The sequence below is a fragment of the Burkholderia sp. BCC1998 genome (assembly GCF_905339875.1).
Classification (GTDB): domain Bacteria; phylum Pseudomonadota; class Gammaproteobacteria; order Burkholderiales; family Burkholderiaceae; genus Burkholderia.
Genome location: NZ_CAJPHE010000002.1, coordinates 77,464 through 95,032 on the forward strand (window position 1 = coordinate 77,464; position 17,569 = coordinate 95,032).

18 protein-coding genes and 1 pseudogene are annotated in these 17,569 nt (G+C 69.6%); 12 read left to right on the forward strand and 7 right to left on the reverse strand.

The features are described from left to right. Positions 1 to 164 precede the first annotated feature (164 nt). Positions 165 to 1,850, reverse strand: a complete 1,686-nt coding sequence (locus U5A56_RS03645) for a purple acid phosphatase family protein (protein ID WP_044845717.1) — start codon at positions 1,848 to 1,850, stop codon at positions 165 to 167. 305 nt (positions 1,851 to 2,155) lie between these two features. On the opposite strand from U5A56_RS03645, the gene U5A56_RS03650 reads away from it, so the two are divergent. From U5A56_RS03650 to U5A56_RS03670, 5 genes are all read left to right on the forward strand, one after another. Next, complete coding sequence (locus tag U5A56_RS03650) at positions 2,156 to 2,455, forward strand: YXWGXW repeat-containing protein (protein ID WP_321795856.1); 300 nt, start codon at positions 2,156 to 2,158, stop codon at positions 2,453 to 2,455. 217 nt (positions 2,456 to 2,672) lie between these two features. After that, complete coding sequence (locus U5A56_RS03655) at positions 2,673 to 3,437, forward strand: RNA polymerase sigma factor (RefSeq protein ID WP_321920948.1); 765 nt, start codon at positions 2,673 to 2,675, stop codon at positions 3,435 to 3,437. Further along, on the forward strand, positions 3,434 to 3,853 hold the full coding sequence (locus tag U5A56_RS03660; RefSeq protein WP_321920949.1) for a hypothetical protein: 420 nt from the start codon (positions 3,434 to 3,436) through the stop codon (positions 3,851 to 3,853). Before U5A56_RS03655 ends, U5A56_RS03660 begins: the two co-directional genes overlap by 4 nt. After that, a complete protein-coding gene (locus U5A56_RS03665) occupies positions 3,850 to 4,353 on the forward strand; it encodes a periplasmic heavy metal sensor (RefSeq protein WP_321920950.1) in 504 nt (167 codons plus the stop codon). Before U5A56_RS03660 ends, U5A56_RS03665 begins: the two co-directional genes overlap by 4 nt. A gap of 75 nt (positions 4,354 to 4,428) precedes the next feature. Next, positions 4,429 to 5,274: a GNAT family N-acetyltransferase gene (locus tag U5A56_RS03670; protein ID WP_321920951.1), complete on the forward strand. Its 846-nt coding sequence runs from the start codon at positions 4,429 to 4,431 to the stop codon at positions 5,272 to 5,274. A gap of 75 nt (positions 5,275 to 5,349) precedes the next feature. Here U5A56_RS03670 and U5A56_RS03675 read toward each other — a convergent pair whose 3' ends face one another. Both U5A56_RS03675 and U5A56_RS03680 read right to left on the reverse strand, forming a co-directional pair. Next, on the reverse strand, positions 5,350 to 6,084 hold the full coding sequence (locus U5A56_RS03675) for a hypothetical protein (protein ID WP_321920952.1): 735 nt from the start codon (positions 6,082 to 6,084) through the stop codon (positions 5,350 to 5,352). Between the two features lie 30 nt (positions 6,085 to 6,114). Beyond that, a complete protein-coding gene (locus U5A56_RS03680) occupies positions 6,115 to 6,246 on the reverse strand; it encodes a hypothetical protein (protein ID WP_321920953.1) in 132 nt (43 codons plus the stop codon). Positions 6,247 to 6,538: 292 nt separating this feature from the next. Between U5A56_RS03680 and U5A56_RS03685 the strand changes: the two genes are divergently transcribed. From U5A56_RS03685 to U5A56_RS03695, 3 genes are all read left to right on the forward strand, one after another. Further along, the gene (locus tag U5A56_RS03685) at positions 6,539 to 7,933 is read left to right on the forward strand and encodes a DUF1800 domain-containing protein (RefSeq protein ID WP_321920954.1); all 1,395 of its coding nucleotides are present in this window, start codon (positions 6,539 to 6,541) and stop codon (positions 7,931 to 7,933) included. Between the two features lie 2 nt (positions 7,934 to 7,935). Then, the gene (locus tag U5A56_RS03690; protein ID WP_321920955.1) at positions 7,936 to 9,099 is read left to right on the forward strand and encodes a DUF1501 domain-containing protein; all 1,164 of its coding nucleotides are present in this window, start codon (positions 7,936 to 7,938) and stop codon (positions 9,097 to 9,099) included. Between the two features lie 86 nt (positions 9,100 to 9,185). Beyond that, the gene (locus U5A56_RS03695) at positions 9,186 to 9,404 is read left to right on the forward strand and encodes a YXWGXW repeat-containing protein (protein WP_044845687.1); all 219 of its coding nucleotides are present in this window, start codon (positions 9,186 to 9,188) and stop codon (positions 9,402 to 9,404) included. 21 nt (positions 9,405 to 9,425) lie between these two features. Here U5A56_RS03695 and U5A56_RS03700 read toward each other — a convergent pair whose 3' ends face one another. Then, the gene (locus U5A56_RS03700; protein ID WP_044845686.1) at positions 9,426 to 10,619 is read right to left on the reverse strand and encodes a tyrosine-type recombinase/integrase; all 1,194 of its coding nucleotides are present in this window, start codon (positions 10,617 to 10,619) and stop codon (positions 9,426 to 9,428) included. A 227-nt stretch (positions 10,620 to 10,846) separates the two neighbouring features. Further along, the gene (locus U5A56_RS03705) at positions 10,847 to 12,022 is read right to left on the reverse strand and encodes a helix-turn-helix transcriptional regulator (RefSeq protein ID WP_044845685.1); all 1,176 of its coding nucleotides are present in this window, start codon (positions 12,020 to 12,022) and stop codon (positions 10,847 to 10,849) included. Between the two features lie 241 nt (positions 12,023 to 12,263). Here U5A56_RS03705 and U5A56_RS03710 point away from each other — a divergent pair, with 241 nt between their 5' ends. Beyond that, complete coding sequence (locus U5A56_RS03710; protein WP_082088563.1) at positions 12,264 to 12,644, forward strand: DUF4377 domain-containing protein; 381 nt, start codon at positions 12,264 to 12,266, stop codon at positions 12,642 to 12,644. Positions 12,645 to 12,669: 25 nt separating this feature from the next. Here U5A56_RS03710 and U5A56_RS03715 read toward each other — a convergent pair whose 3' ends face one another. Further along, the gene (locus U5A56_RS03715) at positions 12,670 to 14,058 is read right to left on the reverse strand and encodes a DHA2 family efflux MFS transporter permease subunit (RefSeq protein ID WP_321920956.1); all 1,389 of its coding nucleotides are present in this window, start codon (positions 14,056 to 14,058) and stop codon (positions 12,670 to 12,672) included. Positions 14,059 to 14,204: 146 nt separating this feature from the next. Here U5A56_RS03715 and U5A56_RS03720 point away from each other — a divergent pair. Further along, a pseudogene (locus U5A56_RS03720) lies at positions 14,205 to 14,351 on the forward strand (LysR family transcriptional regulator); the annotation flags it as partial. 89 nt (positions 14,352 to 14,440) lie between these two features. Here U5A56_RS03720 and U5A56_RS03725 read toward each other — a convergent pair. Next, entirely contained in the window at positions 14,441 to 14,791 is a 351-nt protein-coding gene (locus U5A56_RS03725) for a VOC family protein (RefSeq protein ID WP_124484670.1), read from the reverse strand. A gap of 260 nt (positions 14,792 to 15,051) precedes the next feature. Between U5A56_RS03725 and U5A56_RS03730 the strand changes: the two genes are divergently transcribed. Next, entirely contained in the window at positions 15,052 to 16,191 is a 1,140-nt protein-coding gene (locus tag U5A56_RS03730; RefSeq protein ID WP_321809503.1) for an LLM class flavin-dependent oxidoreductase, read from the forward strand. A gap of 178 nt (positions 16,192 to 16,369) precedes the next feature. Continuing rightward, positions 16,370 to 17,563: an acyl-CoA dehydrogenase family protein gene (locus tag U5A56_RS03735; RefSeq protein WP_321920957.1), complete on the forward strand. Its 1,194-nt coding sequence runs from the start codon at positions 16,370 to 16,372 to the stop codon at positions 17,561 to 17,563. The last annotated feature ends 6 nt before the right edge of the window (positions 17,564 to 17,569 follow it).

Sequence of the window (17,569 nt, forward strand, 5' to 3'; positions counted from 1 at the left end):
CCGATGCGCAGCATGCAAGGTGCGGCGGTCGAATAGACGCAGCCGCTCCGCATGGCGCAGCCGTCACGTATTCGCCGTATCCATCAGCGCGTCGCGCGCGCCGTCCCGCACGCGCCAGCCCCGGCCGCCCGCCGCGCGATCATGCGTTGCGGGCGGCCGTCGCATCAGCGCTCGCGGCGCTTCTTGCTCAGCTCGATCGTCTCGAACAGCTCGTACTGTGCGCTCGGGTGCTGATCCGCGCCCGGCGCATGGTAGTAGCGCATCGTGATCGTCGTGTGGCCGCCCGGCTTGCCCGGATCGTGGTCGAACACGGCGATCCCGTAGCCCGTGCCCGTATCGCGGCGCGCGGACCAGATCGCATCCTCCAGCGCATCAGCCGGCTTGCGCACGAACGTGTTCGGCGCGGCGCCCGGCACCGGCCGGTTCGGCTTCGTGAAGACCTTGGCCTGCGCGAAGCCGGTCGCCGGGTTCTCGCCGTACACGTCGAGCGGCGCACTGGTGCCGCCGCCGCCGAGGATCAGGTGGATCGTGCCGTGGCTCGTGTCGAAGGTCGTGCGCTCGGGATCGGTCGACCCGACCGGACGCGGCTGCAGCGTCTCGACGACTTCGCCGGTCGATGCATCGACGCCCGCGCGGTGATTGCAGCCGCGCACCGGGTAGCTGCGCTCGTAATCGTGATCGTGACCGCACAGCACGAGGTCGACGCCGTAACGGTCGAACAGCGGCAGCCATGCCTCGCGAATGCCCTTGTCCGAGCCGTTGCCCGTCTTCGACGAGCTCAGCGCGTCCTGATGCATCTGCACGACGATCCAGTCGATGTCGTCATCGTGCGACGCTTGACGTAGCGTGTGCTCGAGCCAGCGCGTCTGCACGCCGTCGCTGTAGCCGCGCACGTAGAACGACGTGCCCGGCTCGATCGGCGCGCGGCCGGTGCTCGCGGCCGGCACCAGCGGAGCCGGGCCGCCGACGAACGCGGCAGCGTCCTGGTACACGACGTCGTCGGCGTCGAGCGAGATGAACAGCACCGAACTCACGCGGAAGCTGTACCAGCGGCCCGGAAAGCGCGTGCCGTTCTCCGGCAGCGTGTAGCGCGCGAGGTACGAGTCGAGCCCCTGCGGGCCGTTGTTGAATTCGATCTCGTGATTGCCCGGGCACGGCATCCACGGGCGGTTCGCGGCCGACGTCTGGTTGTTGTTGCCGAAGTCGCGCCACACCTCCGGCTGATGCGCGGGGTTCAGGTTCGCGTAGCAGAGGTCGCCGTTCAGCAGGTGGAACAGCGGCTGGAACTGCTCGACGGCCTGCACCGCGAAGCGGCTTTGCGGCGACGACAGCACCCATGCGCCGTTCGGCGTCGCGAGGTCGCCGTAGCTCGTGAAGCGGAACGGTGCGCGCCCGCGCGGCGCGGTCGTGAAGGTCGCGGCAAACGGCTGCGCGGCGTTGCTGTCGTTGTCGGCCGTCAGTTCGTAGCGGTAGCGCGTGTTCGGCTTCAGGCCGTGCACGCGTGCGTGGTACGTGAACACCGTTTCACCGTTCAGGCCGTCGGTGTAAAGGCGCTGCACGCCGTGCACGGTGCGTGCGGGTTCGCCGTCGGCGACGATCCGCGCCCGCGGATTGACGGCCGGCGCGAGCGATGCCCACGAGATCGCGACTTCCGACGCCGGGTCGCTGCCCCATGTCAGGTGCACCTGTTCGGGGGTGCCGTCCGGGTTCGACCCGGCGGCACGGGCGGCCGCGAGCCCGCCTGCGGCGGTGGCGAGGCCGGAGACGCCGGCCAGTTTCAGGAAGCCGCGACGCGATACGGAAGCGGCCGGCTCGTTCGACTCGGCGGGGAAGTTGTCCTGGTTCGACATGATCGTATTTTCGTTGAGTGACACGCGAAATGCGGAACCGCCCGGCCGTGCGCGAGCGCGTCCGGGGCGTGGGCCGGAAACGAGCGGGATCCCGGTGACATGCATTGTCGAAGCGCAGTTTTGCCGGGTTGTGACAGACGGTCGTCCACGCCCGGGCCCGATGCGTCGCCGGGTGAGCGCGGCGTCGCCGGCGCGGCGGAAATTTATTTGCGCGCGTCGCGACGGATTTTTCCGCATGCGTCGTTTAACGAACGAACGGCCACTTCCGGCCATCACGTTCGCTACACGACGCATCGGAGTCTTGCATGAAACTTTCCATTTCATTACGGGTTGCCGCGGGATGCGTGGCCGCGCTGGCGACCTCCGCCACATTCGCGCAGGCCGTCATCGTCGCGCCGGTCGCGCCGCCGCCGCCGCGCGTCGAAGTGATGCCGGCGCCACGCGCGGGCTACGTGTGGGATCAGGGCCACTGGCACTGGCGGCAGGGCCGCTACGTGTGGATCCCCGGGCATTGGCAAGCGGTGCGCGTCGGCTATCGCTGGTTGCCCGGACACTGGGCCGCGCGCGGCCCGAACTGGCGCTGGGTGCCGGGTCACTGGGCGTGACGCGCAGGGTGCCGCGCGGCGCGCAGCGCCGGTGCGGCGGGACTTCCACACAACCTCATCCGTCGAGCCATGCCTTTTCGAACCATCGTGATCCTGACAGCCGCGGCCGTCGTGCTGGCCGGCTGCGTCGTGGTGCCGGCGCGTCCGGTGTATTACCGGCCGGCGCCGGTCGTCGTATATTGATCGCGCCGGCCGGCTCGCGATCGACAGGATCGATATGCCGTTCGAACCGGATGTCGACGAAACCGGCCGGGCGGATGCCGGACACGGCGCGCGACGCGCCGTGGACGCGCCGGCATGGCGCCGTGCGGCGCCGGCCCGACGCATGCAAGGAGAGAACGACGATGAGCTTCAGCCGGACGGCGGGCACGCTCGCCGGCAGCATGCGGCGGGCGCGCCGCGCATGGCGGAGCAGCCCGCGTTGAGCGACGCCGATCCGGACGCGGAACTCGTCGCGCGGGTCGGCGCGCGCGACACGTCGGCCGTGCGCGTGCTCGTCGCACGCAAGCTGCCGCGCCTGCTTGCGCTCGCGACGCGCATGCTCGGCGACCGGACCGAAGCCGAAGACGTTGCGCAGGAAACCTTCCTGCGGATCTGGCATCACGCGCCGCGCTGGCGGGACGGCGAAGCGCGCTTCGACACGTGGCTGCATCGCGTGGTGCTGAACCTGTGCTACGACCGGTTGCGCGGGCGGCGCGAGGAGCCGGTCGACACGCTGCCCGACGTGCCCGACCCGCAACCCGAGCCGGCCGCGCACGCGGAATTGCGCGCGCGCGATGCGCGCGTGCGCGAGGCGCTCGCCGCATTGCCGCCCCGGCAGCGGGAAGCGCTCGTGCTCCAGTACTATCAGGACATGTCGAACGTTGAAGCGGCCAACCTGATGGGCATCACCGTCGATGCGCTGGAAAGCCTGCTCGCGCGCGCGAGGCGCAACCTGCGCGCGCAACTGGCCGGCGACCCACCTAGCGAGGACAAGCGATGACACCCGAACGATTCCGTACCATCGTCGCCGCGTACGGCTCGGATGCGCGGCGCTGGCCGCGCGACGAACGCGCGGCGGCCGAAGCGTGGGCGCAAGCGCATCCGCGCGACGCGCTCGAGGCGCTCGACGCTGCCGCCGCGCTCGATGCCTGGCTCATGCAGGACACGGTCGCGCCGCCCGCGCCGGCGCTCGTCGAACGCATCGTTGCGTCGGCGCCCGCGCCGCAACGTGCGCGGCGCCGGGGCACGGTGTGGTGGTCGGGCGCGGCGTTCGCGGGTGTCGGGCTCGCCGGCGCGCTGGCGGGCGCGGTGGCCGTGTCGATGCTGATGCTCGGCAGCGCGCCGATCGCGCAACACGAACCGGGCTACCTGACGACGACGTTCGGCGGCCCGGGCATCGACGGAGGCGACGAATGAGCGAACGCGGCTGGAAATTCGTGCTCGTCGGGTCGGTCGTGTTGAACGTGTTCATGCTCGGTGCGATCGGCGGCGGCGCGTATCAATGGTTTTCGACGCATCGTGGCCTGGATGGGGGCGGGATGCCCGGACAGCGCACGGCATTGCGGTTCGCCGCGGACGAATTGTCCGACGCGCGTCAGCAAGCGTTTGCGGCGGCGCTGAAGGCGGCGCGCAACGAAGGTCGGGATTTCGCGCGGGAAGGGCGTGACGGGCGGATCACGGTGCTGGATCTGCTGGCGGCGCCGCAGCTCGATCGCGCGGCGATCGACGCGGCGCTCGATCGGACGCGGGCGGCCGATAGTGCGTTGCGGGGGCAGGTCGAGCGCAGCATCGTCGATTTCGCGGCGACGCTGACGCCCGACGAGCGCGTGAAATTCGTCGACGGGTTGCGACGCAGCGGGAACTGGCGGCTGCCGGCGAGGTTTCAGAGGAAGCACGACGCGGCGGGGAGCCAGTAACTGGCGTGGCGTGACGACGCGTCACGCTCGCGAATCGGTTGGCGGCGATCTCGAGTGCCGCGACGGAGGTGAATCATGGATCGAAGCGAAGACTTGATCGTGCGCACCATTTCGGCCGACGAGGTGGCCATGTCGGTCGAATGGGCGGCAGCCGAAGGGTGGAACCCCGGCCTGCATGATCCGCCGTGTTTCAGGGAAGCGGACCCGGCCGGTTTTTTCGTCGGCGTGTGGCGTGGCGAGCCGGTCGCGTGCCTTGCTGCCGTCGCGTATGACGAACGCTTCGGCTTCATCGGTCTGTACATCGTGAAACCCGGGTTTCGCGGCAAAGGCTTCGGCATGCGAATCTGGCAGCACGGCATGCGTTACCTGGGAGACCGCAATGTCGGTCTCGACGGTGTCGTGGCTCAACAGGCGAACTACCGGAAGTCGGGGTTCCGGCTCGCGTATCGCAACATCCGTTATCAGGGGCGTGTGGACGGCATCGGATGCGCGCACGCGGCCGCGGCGGCCGAGGTCCCGTTCGAGCAGTTACTGGCGTACGATCGCCGGTGTTTTCCTGCGCCGCGCGCGCGTTTCGTCTCCGCGTGGCTCGCGCAGCCGGATGCCGTTGCGCTCGCAACGGTCGACGCGGGTCGCATCACCGGATACGGCGTGGTGCGCCGCTGCAACGCCGGCTGCAAGATCGGCCCGCTGTTCGCCGATGACGCCGGCGTCGCCACGGGGCTGTTTCGCGCGCTGGCTGCGCGCATGCCCGGCGAGGTTATCGTGCTCGACGTGCCGGAAACGAATCCCGCGGCCGTCGCGCTGGCGGAACGGCACGGCATGTCGAGCGTCTTCGAAACCGCGCGGATGTATACGAAGGAAGCGCCCGCGATCGCGATCGACCGCGTGTTCGGCGTGACGTCGTTCGAGCTGGGGTGATCGCCGCGCGCATGGCGGGCCCGGAAAGGACGCCGGATTTGCCCATGCGTTCGCCGATGTGAATCCATCTCCCGGCTACTTCTCGAACCAGTATTCGAGCTCGGTATGGTTCTGGTTGAAAGCCTTGGCATCGGAGACAGTTTCCGCGCGCACGATGCCGTGGATGCCACGGAATCTGCCTGTACCGCCGGTGATGTCCAGTTCCGTGAGGTTCTTCAGCCGGTTGCTGTCGGGCAGCTTGTGGTTGAGGAAATAGCCGCGCGCGAAAATCCTGTCGCCGTTCTCCATTCTGTATTCCACATAGCTGCGACCGAGCCCGTTCAGGTCGGTCAGATCGCTTGTGGCGCGGATGACGGCTTCCTTCAGAACGACGCCTTCGATGGTCTGGTCCTTGCCACCGTAGCTGCGCACCAGTTCATATAGCCGCAACTGGTGCCCGGGGACATCGCCAACCTCGAGGACGTGTTGCTGCGTGTACTTGTTTCCGCCCGCCGGTGCGTCGAACGCGGCGACATGCTTCTCTTGAGCAACAGCGATCGTCGAAGCGGACAGCACGCAGCACAGCACTGCAGACATTCCGGGTTGCATGGTCTTCTCCCAGCGGGAAATCGTTGCACTCTGGCGAGACCGCGCAGCGAAATGCAGCGCAACGGGATCCGGCCACGCCTCATCGCGCATCGCGGCGGGCGCGTCATCGAGCGAAGGGTAAGCCGCACGATACTCCGCGGGAAAAAGCACCGGCGCGGCAAGCGCCGCAAAAGCCAGATCCGCCGCCGTGAAGCGCAGGCCGTCATGAACCAGCAACGGCACGCTGCTGCCGCCGTTGCGTTTCGTCGCCAGTCAATGCAGCAGCGGGACATGCAGCGTTTCCCGGTACGGCAGCGCAAGCCGGTCCACCCACCGCGCCTTTTCGCTGTAGTGGCTGTGCGGCATCGGGATCAGCGCGGCAAGACGAACGCTGTCGCGGGTCATCGAAAGAGCGCTCACGCGTCATTGCATTGCGCGCGCAACGGACCCCGCGCGCCTTTGGAATTGTGGCAACGGTGCGACCGGCGTTCAATGCTCCTTTTGCCTACCGGCCGGCGGCTCGAACGATCTGACGATTAGGAAGCGCAAGCGAATGCTCTCCGCCAGCTGAAAGCTTCGTGCAAGACGCGGCACGCTTCGGCATCCGCGAGCCGAACCGAAAATACTTCGCCGATTCCGCGACGGATTTCCCGCCACCCTCCGTTAAACACGGGTACGCATCGCGAGAGCCCCCGTCATGGACCACCCGAACGACATCTCACCGGCCGCCATCGCGCTGAACCGCTTCGGTCTCGGCGCGCGGGCCGACGACGCGCCGCCTGCCGATCCGAAGGGCGCGCTGGTCGCCCAGCTCGACCGCTACGACCCGAGGCCGGCCGCATGGGCCGGCGAACCGGACGCGGTCACGCTCGCCACGCGCTTCGCGACGACCCGCAACACGATGACGAGCGACGACGCGGCGGCCAGGCGCGCGAGTGCGCAGTCGATCCGTCGCGACGGCCATGACGTCTATCGCAGCGCCGTCACTGCGCGGTTGAACAGCGCGCTCGCCACGTCCACGCCGTTCGTCGAGCGGCTCGTGCATTTCTGGTCGAACCATTTCGCGGTGTCGGTCGACAAGGGGCCGGTCGCCGCGTATGCGGGCGCATTCGAGCGCGATGCGATCCGCCCGCACGTGCTCGGCCGCTTCGAGGACATGCTCGTCGCCGTCGAGCAGCATCCCGCGATGCAGCTGTTCCTCGACCAGGCGCGCTCGGTCGGCCCCGACAGCCCGGCCGCGCTGCGCGCCGAAGCCCGCCAGCCGGCGGCACGGCGCGGCCTCAACGAGAACCTCGCGCGCGAAATCATGGAACTGCACACGCTCGGGGTACGCACCGGTTACACGCAAACGGACGTGACGGAATTCGCGCGCGCGCTGACCGGCTGGAGCATCGCCGGCGGACGCGGGCCGCAGCCCGGCGATGTGGCGCCCGGCGCGTTCGTGTTCCGCCCGAAGCTGCACGAACCGGGCGCGCGCACGGTGATGGGCCGCACCTACGATCAGCCGGGCGACGCGCAAGCGCGCGCGATCCTGGGCGATCTGGCGCGTTCGCCGGCGACGGGCCGGCATGTCGCGTTCCAGCTCGCCCGTCATTTCGTCGCCGACGATCCGCCGCCCGCGCTCACCGACCGGCTCGCCCGTGCATTCGATACGAGCGGCGGCGATTTGCCGACCGTCTATCGCGCGCTGGTCGATGCGCCAGACGCATGGTCGCCGGTCAATCGCAAGTTCAAGACGCCGTGGGAGTGGGCCGTGTCGTCGCTGCGCGGGCTCGGCTGGCGCGATACCGGCGACCTGAAGGCCGCGCCGCTGCTCGCGCAGCTCGGCCAGCCGGTATGGCGGCCCGGGTCGCCGGCCGGCTACGACGACGTCGCCGCGAGCTGGGCCGCGCCCGACGCGCTGGTGCGCCGCGTCGAGATCGCGCAGCGGTTTGCCGCACGCACGGGCGACCGGCTCGACCCGCGCACGCTCGGCAAGACGCTGCTGGCCGGCTCGCTGAGCGCACCGACGGCGACGGCACTGTCGCGTGCCGAGAGCGCGACCACGTCGCTTGCACTGCTGCTCGTGTCGCCCGATTTTCAACGGAGATGAACATGGCCCGATCCCTTACCCGTCGACATTTCCTGAGCATCGCCGCCGCCGGTGCGGGCGCGATCCTCGTCGCGCCGCGCATCGTGTTCGCGAACGTCGAAACCGACCGGCGCTTCGTGTTCGTGATCCAGCGCGGCGCGGCCGACGGGCTGAACATCGTCGTCCCGTATGCGGAACCCGCGTATGCGTCGTTGCGCGGCCCGCTGGCGATCGATGCGTCGACGGCGACCCGCATCGACGGCACGTTCGCGCTGCATCCGTCGCTCGTGCGGACCGCGCAGATGGTTCGCGACAAGGAGGCGCTGTTCGTCCACGCGATCGCGTCGCCGTATCGCGACCGCTCGCATTTCGACGGCCAGAACGTGCTCGAGACGGGCGGGCGCGCGCCGTACCAGGTGAAGGACGGCTGGCTGAACCGGCTCGCCGCGATGTTGCCGGCGACGCGGGGCAACGCGATCGCGTTCGCGCCGACGGTGCCGCTCGCGTTGCGCGGCAGCGTGCAGGCCGCGTCGTATGCGGCGTCCGGGTTGCCGGCCGCACCGGACGACCTGCTCGCGCGCGTGTCGGCGCTGTACGAGGCCGACGCACAGCTCGGGCCGCTGTGGCAATCGGCGATGGCCGCGCGCGGTCTCGCCGGCGACGCGCATGCGCGCCAGGATCCGGCGGGCGTCGGCAAGCTCGCGGCGACGTTTCTCGCGCGCGACGACGGCCCGCGGATCGCGATGATCGAGACGGCCGGCTGGGACACGCACAGCGCGCAGAACGCGCGGCTCGCGAATCAGTTGAAGGCGCTCGACACGATGCTCGCCGCGTTGCGCGACGGTCTCGGGCCCGTGTGGCAGCGGACCACGGTGCTCGTCGCGACCGAGTTCGGCCGCACGGCCGCCGCGAACGGCACGGGCGGCACCGATCACGGGCAGGCGTCGGTCGCGATGCTGGCGGGCGGGGCGGTCGCGGGCGGACGCGTGATCGCGGACTGGCCGGGCCTGCGGCCGGGCGACCTGTACGAAGGGCGCGACCTGAAGCCGACCGCGTCGCTCGACGCGCTGATCGCGGGCGCGGCCGCCGAAAGCCTGCGGCTCGATCCCGCTCATACCGCGTCGATGCTGTTCGCGGAAAGCGGCGCGACGCGGCCGATGACGGGCCTCGTTCGCGGAGCCGCGTGACGCGCGGAGTGATGCGCAGCTCGATGCACGGCGTACGCGGGTTCGCCTCCGCCGACCGATCGATTACACAACAGGGAGAATCGACGATGAAGATCCGATCCGTATCGCTTGCCGTATGGGTGACGACGAGCGCGGCGCTGCTGTCCGCGTGCGTGGTCGAACCCGCGCGGCCGCCGCAGCCTGCGCCGGTCGCCGAAGTGATGCCGCCGCCGCCCGCGCCCGGTTATCGCTGGGCGAAAGGTCATTACCGCTGGGCCGGCAACCACTGGGCGTGGGTGCCCGGGCACTGGGCCGCCGTGTATTGAAGCAGGGGGCCGGCGCGCCGTTCACCAGCCGATCCGGTGCTTCTCCTCGGTTTCGCTGTGTCGCCAGTCGTCGTCTGCGTGCAGATACTGGCTCGTCGTCGTCAGCGATACGTGACCGAGGTTGTCGCGCACGAGCCGCAGGTCGACGCGGCCGTCCGCCATGTGCGAACCCGCGCTGTGGCGCAGCCAGTGGGCCGATGCCTGTTCGAGCACGCGCGCCTGTTGTTCGCCTGCATCCCCTTGCGCACGCAACCGGTCGGCCGAGAACCGGAACACCTGCTTCACGATCCGGTGCAGCGCCGCGCGCGTGAGCGGCTTGCGCGTGCGACCGGCGGGCAGCACGAGCGGCGTGGCTTCGCCGTCGGCCGGCAGCGCGGGCAGGCCATGCGCGCGCCGGTAGCGCGCGAGCTCGGCCATCATCTCGGCGGTGGCCGGCACGAGGCGCTGGCGGCCGCCTTTGCCGGTCACGTCGAGCCACCAGCGATCGCGCCCGTTCGAATCGCGCCGTGCAAAGAATTGCCCCATCGTCGTGTCGGCCGCCTCGGTGATGCGCAGTCCGCCGAGATACAGCAGCGTGAACACCCAGCGCGCGCGATCCGCATGGAAGGCGGCACGCGCATCGTCGCGCGGCATCGCGGCGATCGCATCCTTGACCGCCTGCCACAGCGGCGGCCCGAGATGGCGCGTGACGCGCGGCGCGGGCCGCCGTTGCCGCTGCCGCGACAGCGCGAGCGGATTGCCTGCCAGATAGCCGGCCTGCACGAGCCACGAGAACATCACGTTCAGGATCACCATCGCCTGCCGCTGGCTGGCCGCCGACAGCGGCCCGTAGAACGGCCGCCAACGCGGGTCGCCGCGCGGATGCTTGCGGCCGCCGTTCGCGCACCACACGTCGGCGGGCGCGGGCGCGAGCAGGAACTGCCGGTACACGACCAGATCCTCGTGCGTGAGCGACGACAGCGGCTTGCCGCACGCGATCACGGCCCACAGCAGCAGGCGCTCGGCCTCCTTGCGGTAGTTCTGGAACGTAGTGGGCGTATCGACGAAGCGTGCGAGCCATGCGCGCACGGCGTCGAGATCATGGTTCGCGGCGATCTGCGGATGCGCGCTCGTCGAGCGATTGGTGCCCGCGCGTCCGTCGAGCGCGGCCGGCACGGTCAGCGCGTCGATCGGCTGCGGCCGCAGCGCGGTGTCGGACGGAACGGGTGAGGTCATGCGAACAGGGGGCGCGGCTCGCCCGTGGCCGGGCGGGCGCACGCGCCGCGACGAAGCGTACGAGGAAACGCCGATGGTAATACACGATCACGACTTGGCGAAGCGCAACGGGTTTACGGCTGGCGCTCATACCGTCTGCATCGGCCGTTTCGGTGCAGACCGCTTCCTGCTTTCCGGCGTCGGGAGCAACCCGTCCACGAATCCGGCTTCCCGGCCTGTCGAACACCTCACCCTAGCGACAACACGCTGTTCAGCAACGTCCGCACGAGCGTCGCCTGTCGCGTGACACCCGTCTTGGAAAAGATCGCCCGCAGGTGCGAGCGCGCGGTGTTCTTGCTGATGTCGAGTTCGTCGGCCGCTTCCTCGAGCGTCGATCCGTTGACGAGCGCGAGCGCCAGCGCGGTCTCGGCCGGCGTGAGATCGAACAGCTTGCGCACGATGTCGTGAGACGCCTGCGACTTGCGCTCCGCATCGCGGATGAAGATCGCGCACGCGGGCCGGCGCGGATTGTCCTCCGACCATTCGCTGAGCGGGACCGTACGGATCAGCACGCCGAGCGGCGGCTTGCCGGACGGGCGCGGCACGGCAATCGCCTGCGCGACCGACGGCGCGCCGCCCGCGCGCTCCGCGAGCACCTGGCGAATGAGCTTTTGCAGCTTGCGGTCCTCCAGCGGATACGATGCCTCGAGCGCACCGGCGCGCACGCGCAGCCCGTCGCATTCGGCGAAGATCTCGTCCGCGACGGAATTGGTCTTCATGATCGTGCCGCGCTCGTCGAGGATCGCGGTCGCGACGAGCATGCGGTCGATCGCGCTCGCATACAGCGTGCGCTCCGATTCGACCATCCCGAACTTCGCATGCAGCCGCACCGCGCGCTTCAGGTGCGGCAGCAGCGCATTGCAGACGGCCTTGTCGGTCGCCGAGAACGCGCGGCCGTGATGCGAGCGGCACACGCGGAAGCGGCATTCGATCCCGTCGGGCGTGCGCAGGTCGGCGCCCATCAGGTAGCCGACGTCGAACGGCTCGAGGAACTCGCGATACATCGCGCTGCTGCGCCACACGCCGACGCCGAGCAGCTCGTCGACGGTGACGACGCGATCGCTCGGCAGGTTCACGAACGGATCGAGCGCGTAATAGTAGTTGTTGTACGATGCGACGCCGGTCAGCGGCGCGCTCGCCGCGGACGCATTGATCATCAGCCCCGCGTGGCCGCTGGCGGGCCAGCGCAGGATCATCGTCACGTAGTTCGCGTCGAGGTGCACGCGGATCTGTTCGAGCGCGCCGCCCCACGGCACGTCTTCCAGCGGGCCTTCGTAGATTGTCGCGAGCAGCGCGTCGTACTGCTCGAGCGTCAGTTTCGATTGGGCAAGGCACGGGGGAAGGGCCGGGGGCGCCGTGGTCATCGGGTTGTCTCCTGTTGCCGCCGCCGGGTCGCGGTGCGCCGGGCGTGCGGGTGCGTGCATGCGCGAATGCGGACCGCCGGCGGCGGCGCGCGGTTGCCTGCACCGGAATACGGTAACGTGCCCGTGCAGACGTGACATCCCACGAATGAGGGTGGCGGCGCGCACGCTGTAAGTTATTTGTGAACTTTGCCGGCGCAGCATTCGTCTAAACGGCCCGCCAACGCTTCCCGAGGACCATCAGATGAATCGCAACACCAGAACGCTGCTCGGCGCGGCCTTGATTGCCGGCAGCACGCTGCTCGCCGGATGCCAGACCGGCGCGGCCGCGCCGGATGCACGCGCGGACCGCCCGGCCGACGGCCGGCCCGTGACCCGGACCGTTTATGTCGCGCCGCAGGCGGCGCGCTGCACGGGCGTCGCGCCGATGGACTGCCTGCAGGTGCGCAGCGGCCCGGCCGAGCCTTGGAGCCTGTGGTACGCGGGCATCGAGGGCTTTGCGTACCAGCCCGGCTATCAATATGTGCTGGAAGTCGACGAATATCGCGTCGCGCAGCCGCCGGCCGACGGTTCGTCGATCCGCTGGGTGCTCAAGCGGGTCGTCGAGCGCCGCCCGGTGAACTGACGGCCGCGCCTGCCCGCGGCGGCGCTTACGCGGACGGCCGCGGCGCGACCGGCCGCGGCGGCGCGGCGGTATCGATCCGCCGGAACACGACGGACGACAGCAGCGTGACCGCGCCCATGCAGACGAACGACAGCATGAAGCCGTTCGCCATCGAGCCCCAATGCGCGGCGAACAGGTTCACGAGCCCGCCGCCGATCGATACGCCGAGCCCCATCGCCAGCATCTGCATCATCGTGAACAGGCTGTTGCCGCTGCCGGCGTCGGCGTGCGACAGGCCCTTGAGCGTCACGGCGTTCATCGCGGCGAACTGCATCGAGTTCGCGGCGCCGAACACGACCAGCAACGCCATCTCCAGCACCGGCGCGGGCCGGGCCGATACCAGCGCGAACCCGGCGATCGCGCCACCGACGATCCCCGTGTTCACGACCAGGAACGTTGCATAACCGAAGCGTTTCGCGAGGGGCGCGATCCAGCGTTTCGCGATCACGCCGGCGATCGCGGCCGGCAGCAGCATCATCCCCGACTGCAGCGGCGTATAGCCGAGCTGCACCTGCATCAGCAGCGGCAGCATGAACGGCACCGCGCTCGTGCCGATCCGGCACAGCAGGTTGCCGAGCAGCCCCGCGCCGAAGTTCGGCTCGCGGAACAGCCCGAGCCGGAACAGCGGTTGCGGGCGGCGCCGCGCATGGGGCAGGTACGCGAGCGCGCTCGCCACGCCGAGCGCGGCCAGCCCGATCGCCCAGCCGGTGCGGTGCGCGCGCATCGGCGGATCGATCGCGAGCGACAGCGCGATCATCGCGACCGACAGCATCGCGCAGCCGATAAAGTCGAACGGCGGCGGCTGCATCGCCTGGTCGTGCGGCAGGAAGCGCTGCACCGCGATGAAGCCGACCACGCCGACCGGCACGTTGACGATGAACACCCAGTGCCAGGAAATCGCCTGCGTGAGCCAGCCGCCGAGCGTCGGGCCGACGATCGGGCCGAGCTGCGCGGCGATCGACACGAACGCGATCGCCGCGACGTACCGTTCGCCGGGCACGCGGCGCAGCACGGCGAGCCGCCCGATCGGCAGCAGCATCGAGCCGCCGACGCCTTGCACGGCGCGCGCGACGACGAGCTGGCCGAGCGTGTGCGACGCCGCGCAGCCGATCGATGCGAGCGAGAACACCAGGATGGCGAGCGAGAACACGCGGCGCGTGCCGAAGCGGTCGGCGAGCCAGCCGGACGCCGGCGTGAGCATCGCCATCGTCAGCGTATAGACGACCACGACCGGCTGCATCGCGAGCGGCGACGCATGCAGGCTTTGTGCGATCGACGGCAGCGCGGTGTTGACGATCGTGGTGTCGAGCGACTGCATGAAGAACGCGGCGGCGACGATCCACAGCAGCGCGGAGTGTGAGGGTTCGCGGGACATGACGAAACGGGAAGTGCGGCGACCGGCGCGGCGGCGACGCGACGGGGGCGCGGCCCGGCAGCAGCAGGCGCGCGCCGGCGCACGGCCGGTCTACGAGCACTCGATGGTACCGATTCCGGCGGTCGTCGGGAAGATGCCTCGATGCGCTGAACGGCGACCGGCCGCCCGCGCTGCCCGACGTCGAATACATCGCGCGCGCCGCGAAGCGGCTCAGCCAGCCGGCCGGCACGCTGCTCGAGCTACCGGAGACCAGCGACCTGCGCGCGTCCGGCGCGGTCGATCAAAGCGGGTAGCGCACGTTGTTACCGGACGGCGACGCTTCGCGCGGCATCCGGCCGGGTCCCCGCCGGCCGGTCCGCGCGCCACGCACCGCGTCGCCGTGTCATGCCGCGCGTTTCTGCGAAAGCACCAGCAGCGCGCCGTTCCTGTCCTCCAGCACCGCGCGGTATTCGTGCGGCCCGGCCTGCACCGGCACGCGCACCGACGCGCCGGCTTTCACGACCCGCGCCATCGCCGCGTAAAGGTCGTCATCCTCATCGACCCGCAGCGTGAGCGCCGCGCGCTCGACGATCTGCTCGTCGCCGGCGACCAGCGCGATCGTCAGCGGGCCGCCGTCGAGCGCGCAATAGCGGTCGCCGTCGCGGAACTTCACGTTCAGGCCCAGTCCGTCGACGAACAGCGGCAGCGCCGTGTCGATGTCGTCGACCGGGTATAGCAGCATCGATACCTTCATTCCCTCTCTCCCTTGTCGTGATGTGACCGGCGCGCACCGCACCGTCGTTCGATGCTAGCGCGCGGTGCCGGCCGCGACGCAGTCCGATCGGACGACGGTGAAACCCCTCTGTCCCCGCGTGCGTGCCGTTACTCCAAACAGACGATGCCCGGGCGGGCCCGCGCGCCGACACTCCCATCCGTGGACCGTCGCTATTCGTCCGTATCGTGCGGGCGGCCTGCGCGACCCCGACTCGTCCAACATACATGGAGACGCACGCAATGAAGTTTTCCCTCATCTACGAAGCCCAGACCACCGACGCATCGCGCGAGGGCGACCACCGGGTGTTCAAGGAGACGGTCGAACAGGCGCTGCTGGCCGAACAGGTCGGTTTCGACACGATCTGGTGCGTGGAGCACACGTCGCTGACCAACTATGCGCACATGAGCGCGCCGGAAACCTTCCTTGCGTACCTGGCCGGCCGCACGACGCGCATCGGCCTCGGTCACGGCGTCGTGTGCCTGCCGCCGGCGATGAACCATCCGATCAAGGTCGCCGAGCGCGTCGCGCTGCTCGACATCCTGTCGGGCGGCCGCGTGCACTTCGGCGTCGGCAAGGGCGGCAGCCAGCAGGAAGCGGGCGCGTTCGGCTACGACCTCAACGAACTGCAGCCGATGATCGACGAGTCGATGTATCTCGTGCCGAAGATGTTCGTGCAGGACGAGATCGAGCACGACGGCAAGTACATCAAGATTCCGAAGCGTCCGATCCACCCGAAGCCGTTCCAGGATCCGCATCCGCCGATGTACCTCGCCTGCACGAACACCGACGCGCTGCTGCGCGCCGGCCAGCGCGGGATGGGCGCGCTGGTGCTCGGCTTCGGCGGGCCCGATGAGGTCGCGAAGAAGAACGCGATCTATCGCGAAGCGTGGGCGAACCGCAAGCCGGAAGACCAGGTCGGCTTCCGCCCGACCCAGCACCTCGCGGCGCTGTGCCCGACGGTCGTGATGGCCGACGGCCAGAAGGCCCGCAAGATCGGCATCCGTGGCCAGCGCTACTTCATGGAATCGCTCGCGTACTGGTACACGGGCGGCGAGCGTCCGGACCCGGCGAAGTGGGGCGACGACCTCGTGCAGGCCGATACCGGCGAGATGGTGATCCGCTCGCGCTTCGCGTCGGAGGAAGTCGTCGTGAACTTCGCCGATCCGGCGCTCGCGATGATGAACCCGAACCACGCGTACGGCACGGTGGACGACTGCATCGGCTACGTGGGCCGCCTGCAGGAAGCGGGCGTCGACGAAGTGCTGTTCCTGTGCCAGATGGGCACGGTGCCGCACGAAGCGCAGATGGAGACGATCCGCAACATCGGCGAGCACGTGATCCCGTTCTTCAACAAGGAACAGGAGCGCGCCTGCGCATAAGGCGAGGCGTGTCGCGCCACGCCGCGCCCGTCGTCCCTTCGGACGATGCGGCGCGGCCGCGCGAAGCCGACCATCGTCGGCAGGAACCCTCGCTCGCGGCGCCGCCCGCGACGAATCACTTAAAGAGAGACCGGGGTGGGCGCCGCCGCGCGCGCGCTCCGTATCACAGGAGACATTCGTGCATCGCGACAACGATTCGAACGCATTGGCCGCCACGCTGATCGCCCGGGCCGAGGCGCTCGCGCCGACGCTGGCCGGCCGCGCCGCGCAGGCGGACGCGCAGGGCCGCATCCCCGCCGAGACGATCGCCGACATGCAGGCCGCCGGCTTCTTCAAGGTGCTGCAACCGAAACGCTACGGCGGCTACGAGCTCGATCCGCAAACCTTCTTCGACATCCAGATGGCGCTCGCGCGCGGCTGCATGTCGACGGCATGGGTGTACGGCGTCGTCGGCGTGCACAACTGGCAGCTCGCGCTGTTCGACGAGCGCGCGCAGCAGGACGTGTGGGGCAAGGATTCCGCGACGCTGATCGCGTCGACCTACATGCCGGTCGGCCGCGTGACGCCGGTCGAAGGCGGCTTCCGGCTGTCCGGCCACTGGAAGTTCTCGAGCGGCAGCGAGCTGTGCGAATGGGTGTTCCTCGGCGCGCTGGTGCCGCCGGCCGAGGCCGGCCAGCCGCCGGAATACCGCACCTTCCTGCTGCCGAAATCCGACTACCGGATCCAGCAGGACTGGGACGTGCTCGGCCTGCGCGCGACCGGCAGCCACGACATCGTCGTCGACGACGTGTTCGTGCCTGCGTACCGCACGCACAAGGCGATCGACGGAATGATGGGCACGAGCCCGGGCCTGGCCGTCAACGACGCGCCGCTGTTCAGGCTGCCGTTCGCGCAGATCTTCGTGCGTGCGGTGTGCACGTCGTGCATCGGCGCGCTGCAGGGCGCGCTCGACGATTTCACCGGCTATGCGGCCACGCGCGTGTCGGCCAACAGCGGCACGAAGACGACCGACGATCCGGGCGCGCAGAACGCGTGCGCGAACGCGGCCGTCGCGATCGACGAGATGAAGGTGCTGCTCAAGCGCAATTTCGCGGAACTGATGGCGTCGGTGACGGGCGGCCCGGCCGTGTCGATCGAGCGCCGCGTGCATTTTCGCTACCAGTCCGCGCAGGTCGCCGAGCGTTGCGCGCAGGCCGCGAACGCGCTGCTGCGCTATGCGGGCGGCAACGGCATATACCACCGCAATCCGCTGGTGCGCCGCTTCCTCGACCTGCACGCGGCCCGCGCGCACTACGCGAACAACGTGGACCGCTTCGGCCAGAACCTCGGCGCCGTGATGCTCGGCCGCGAGAACACGGACTATTTCATCTGACGAGGC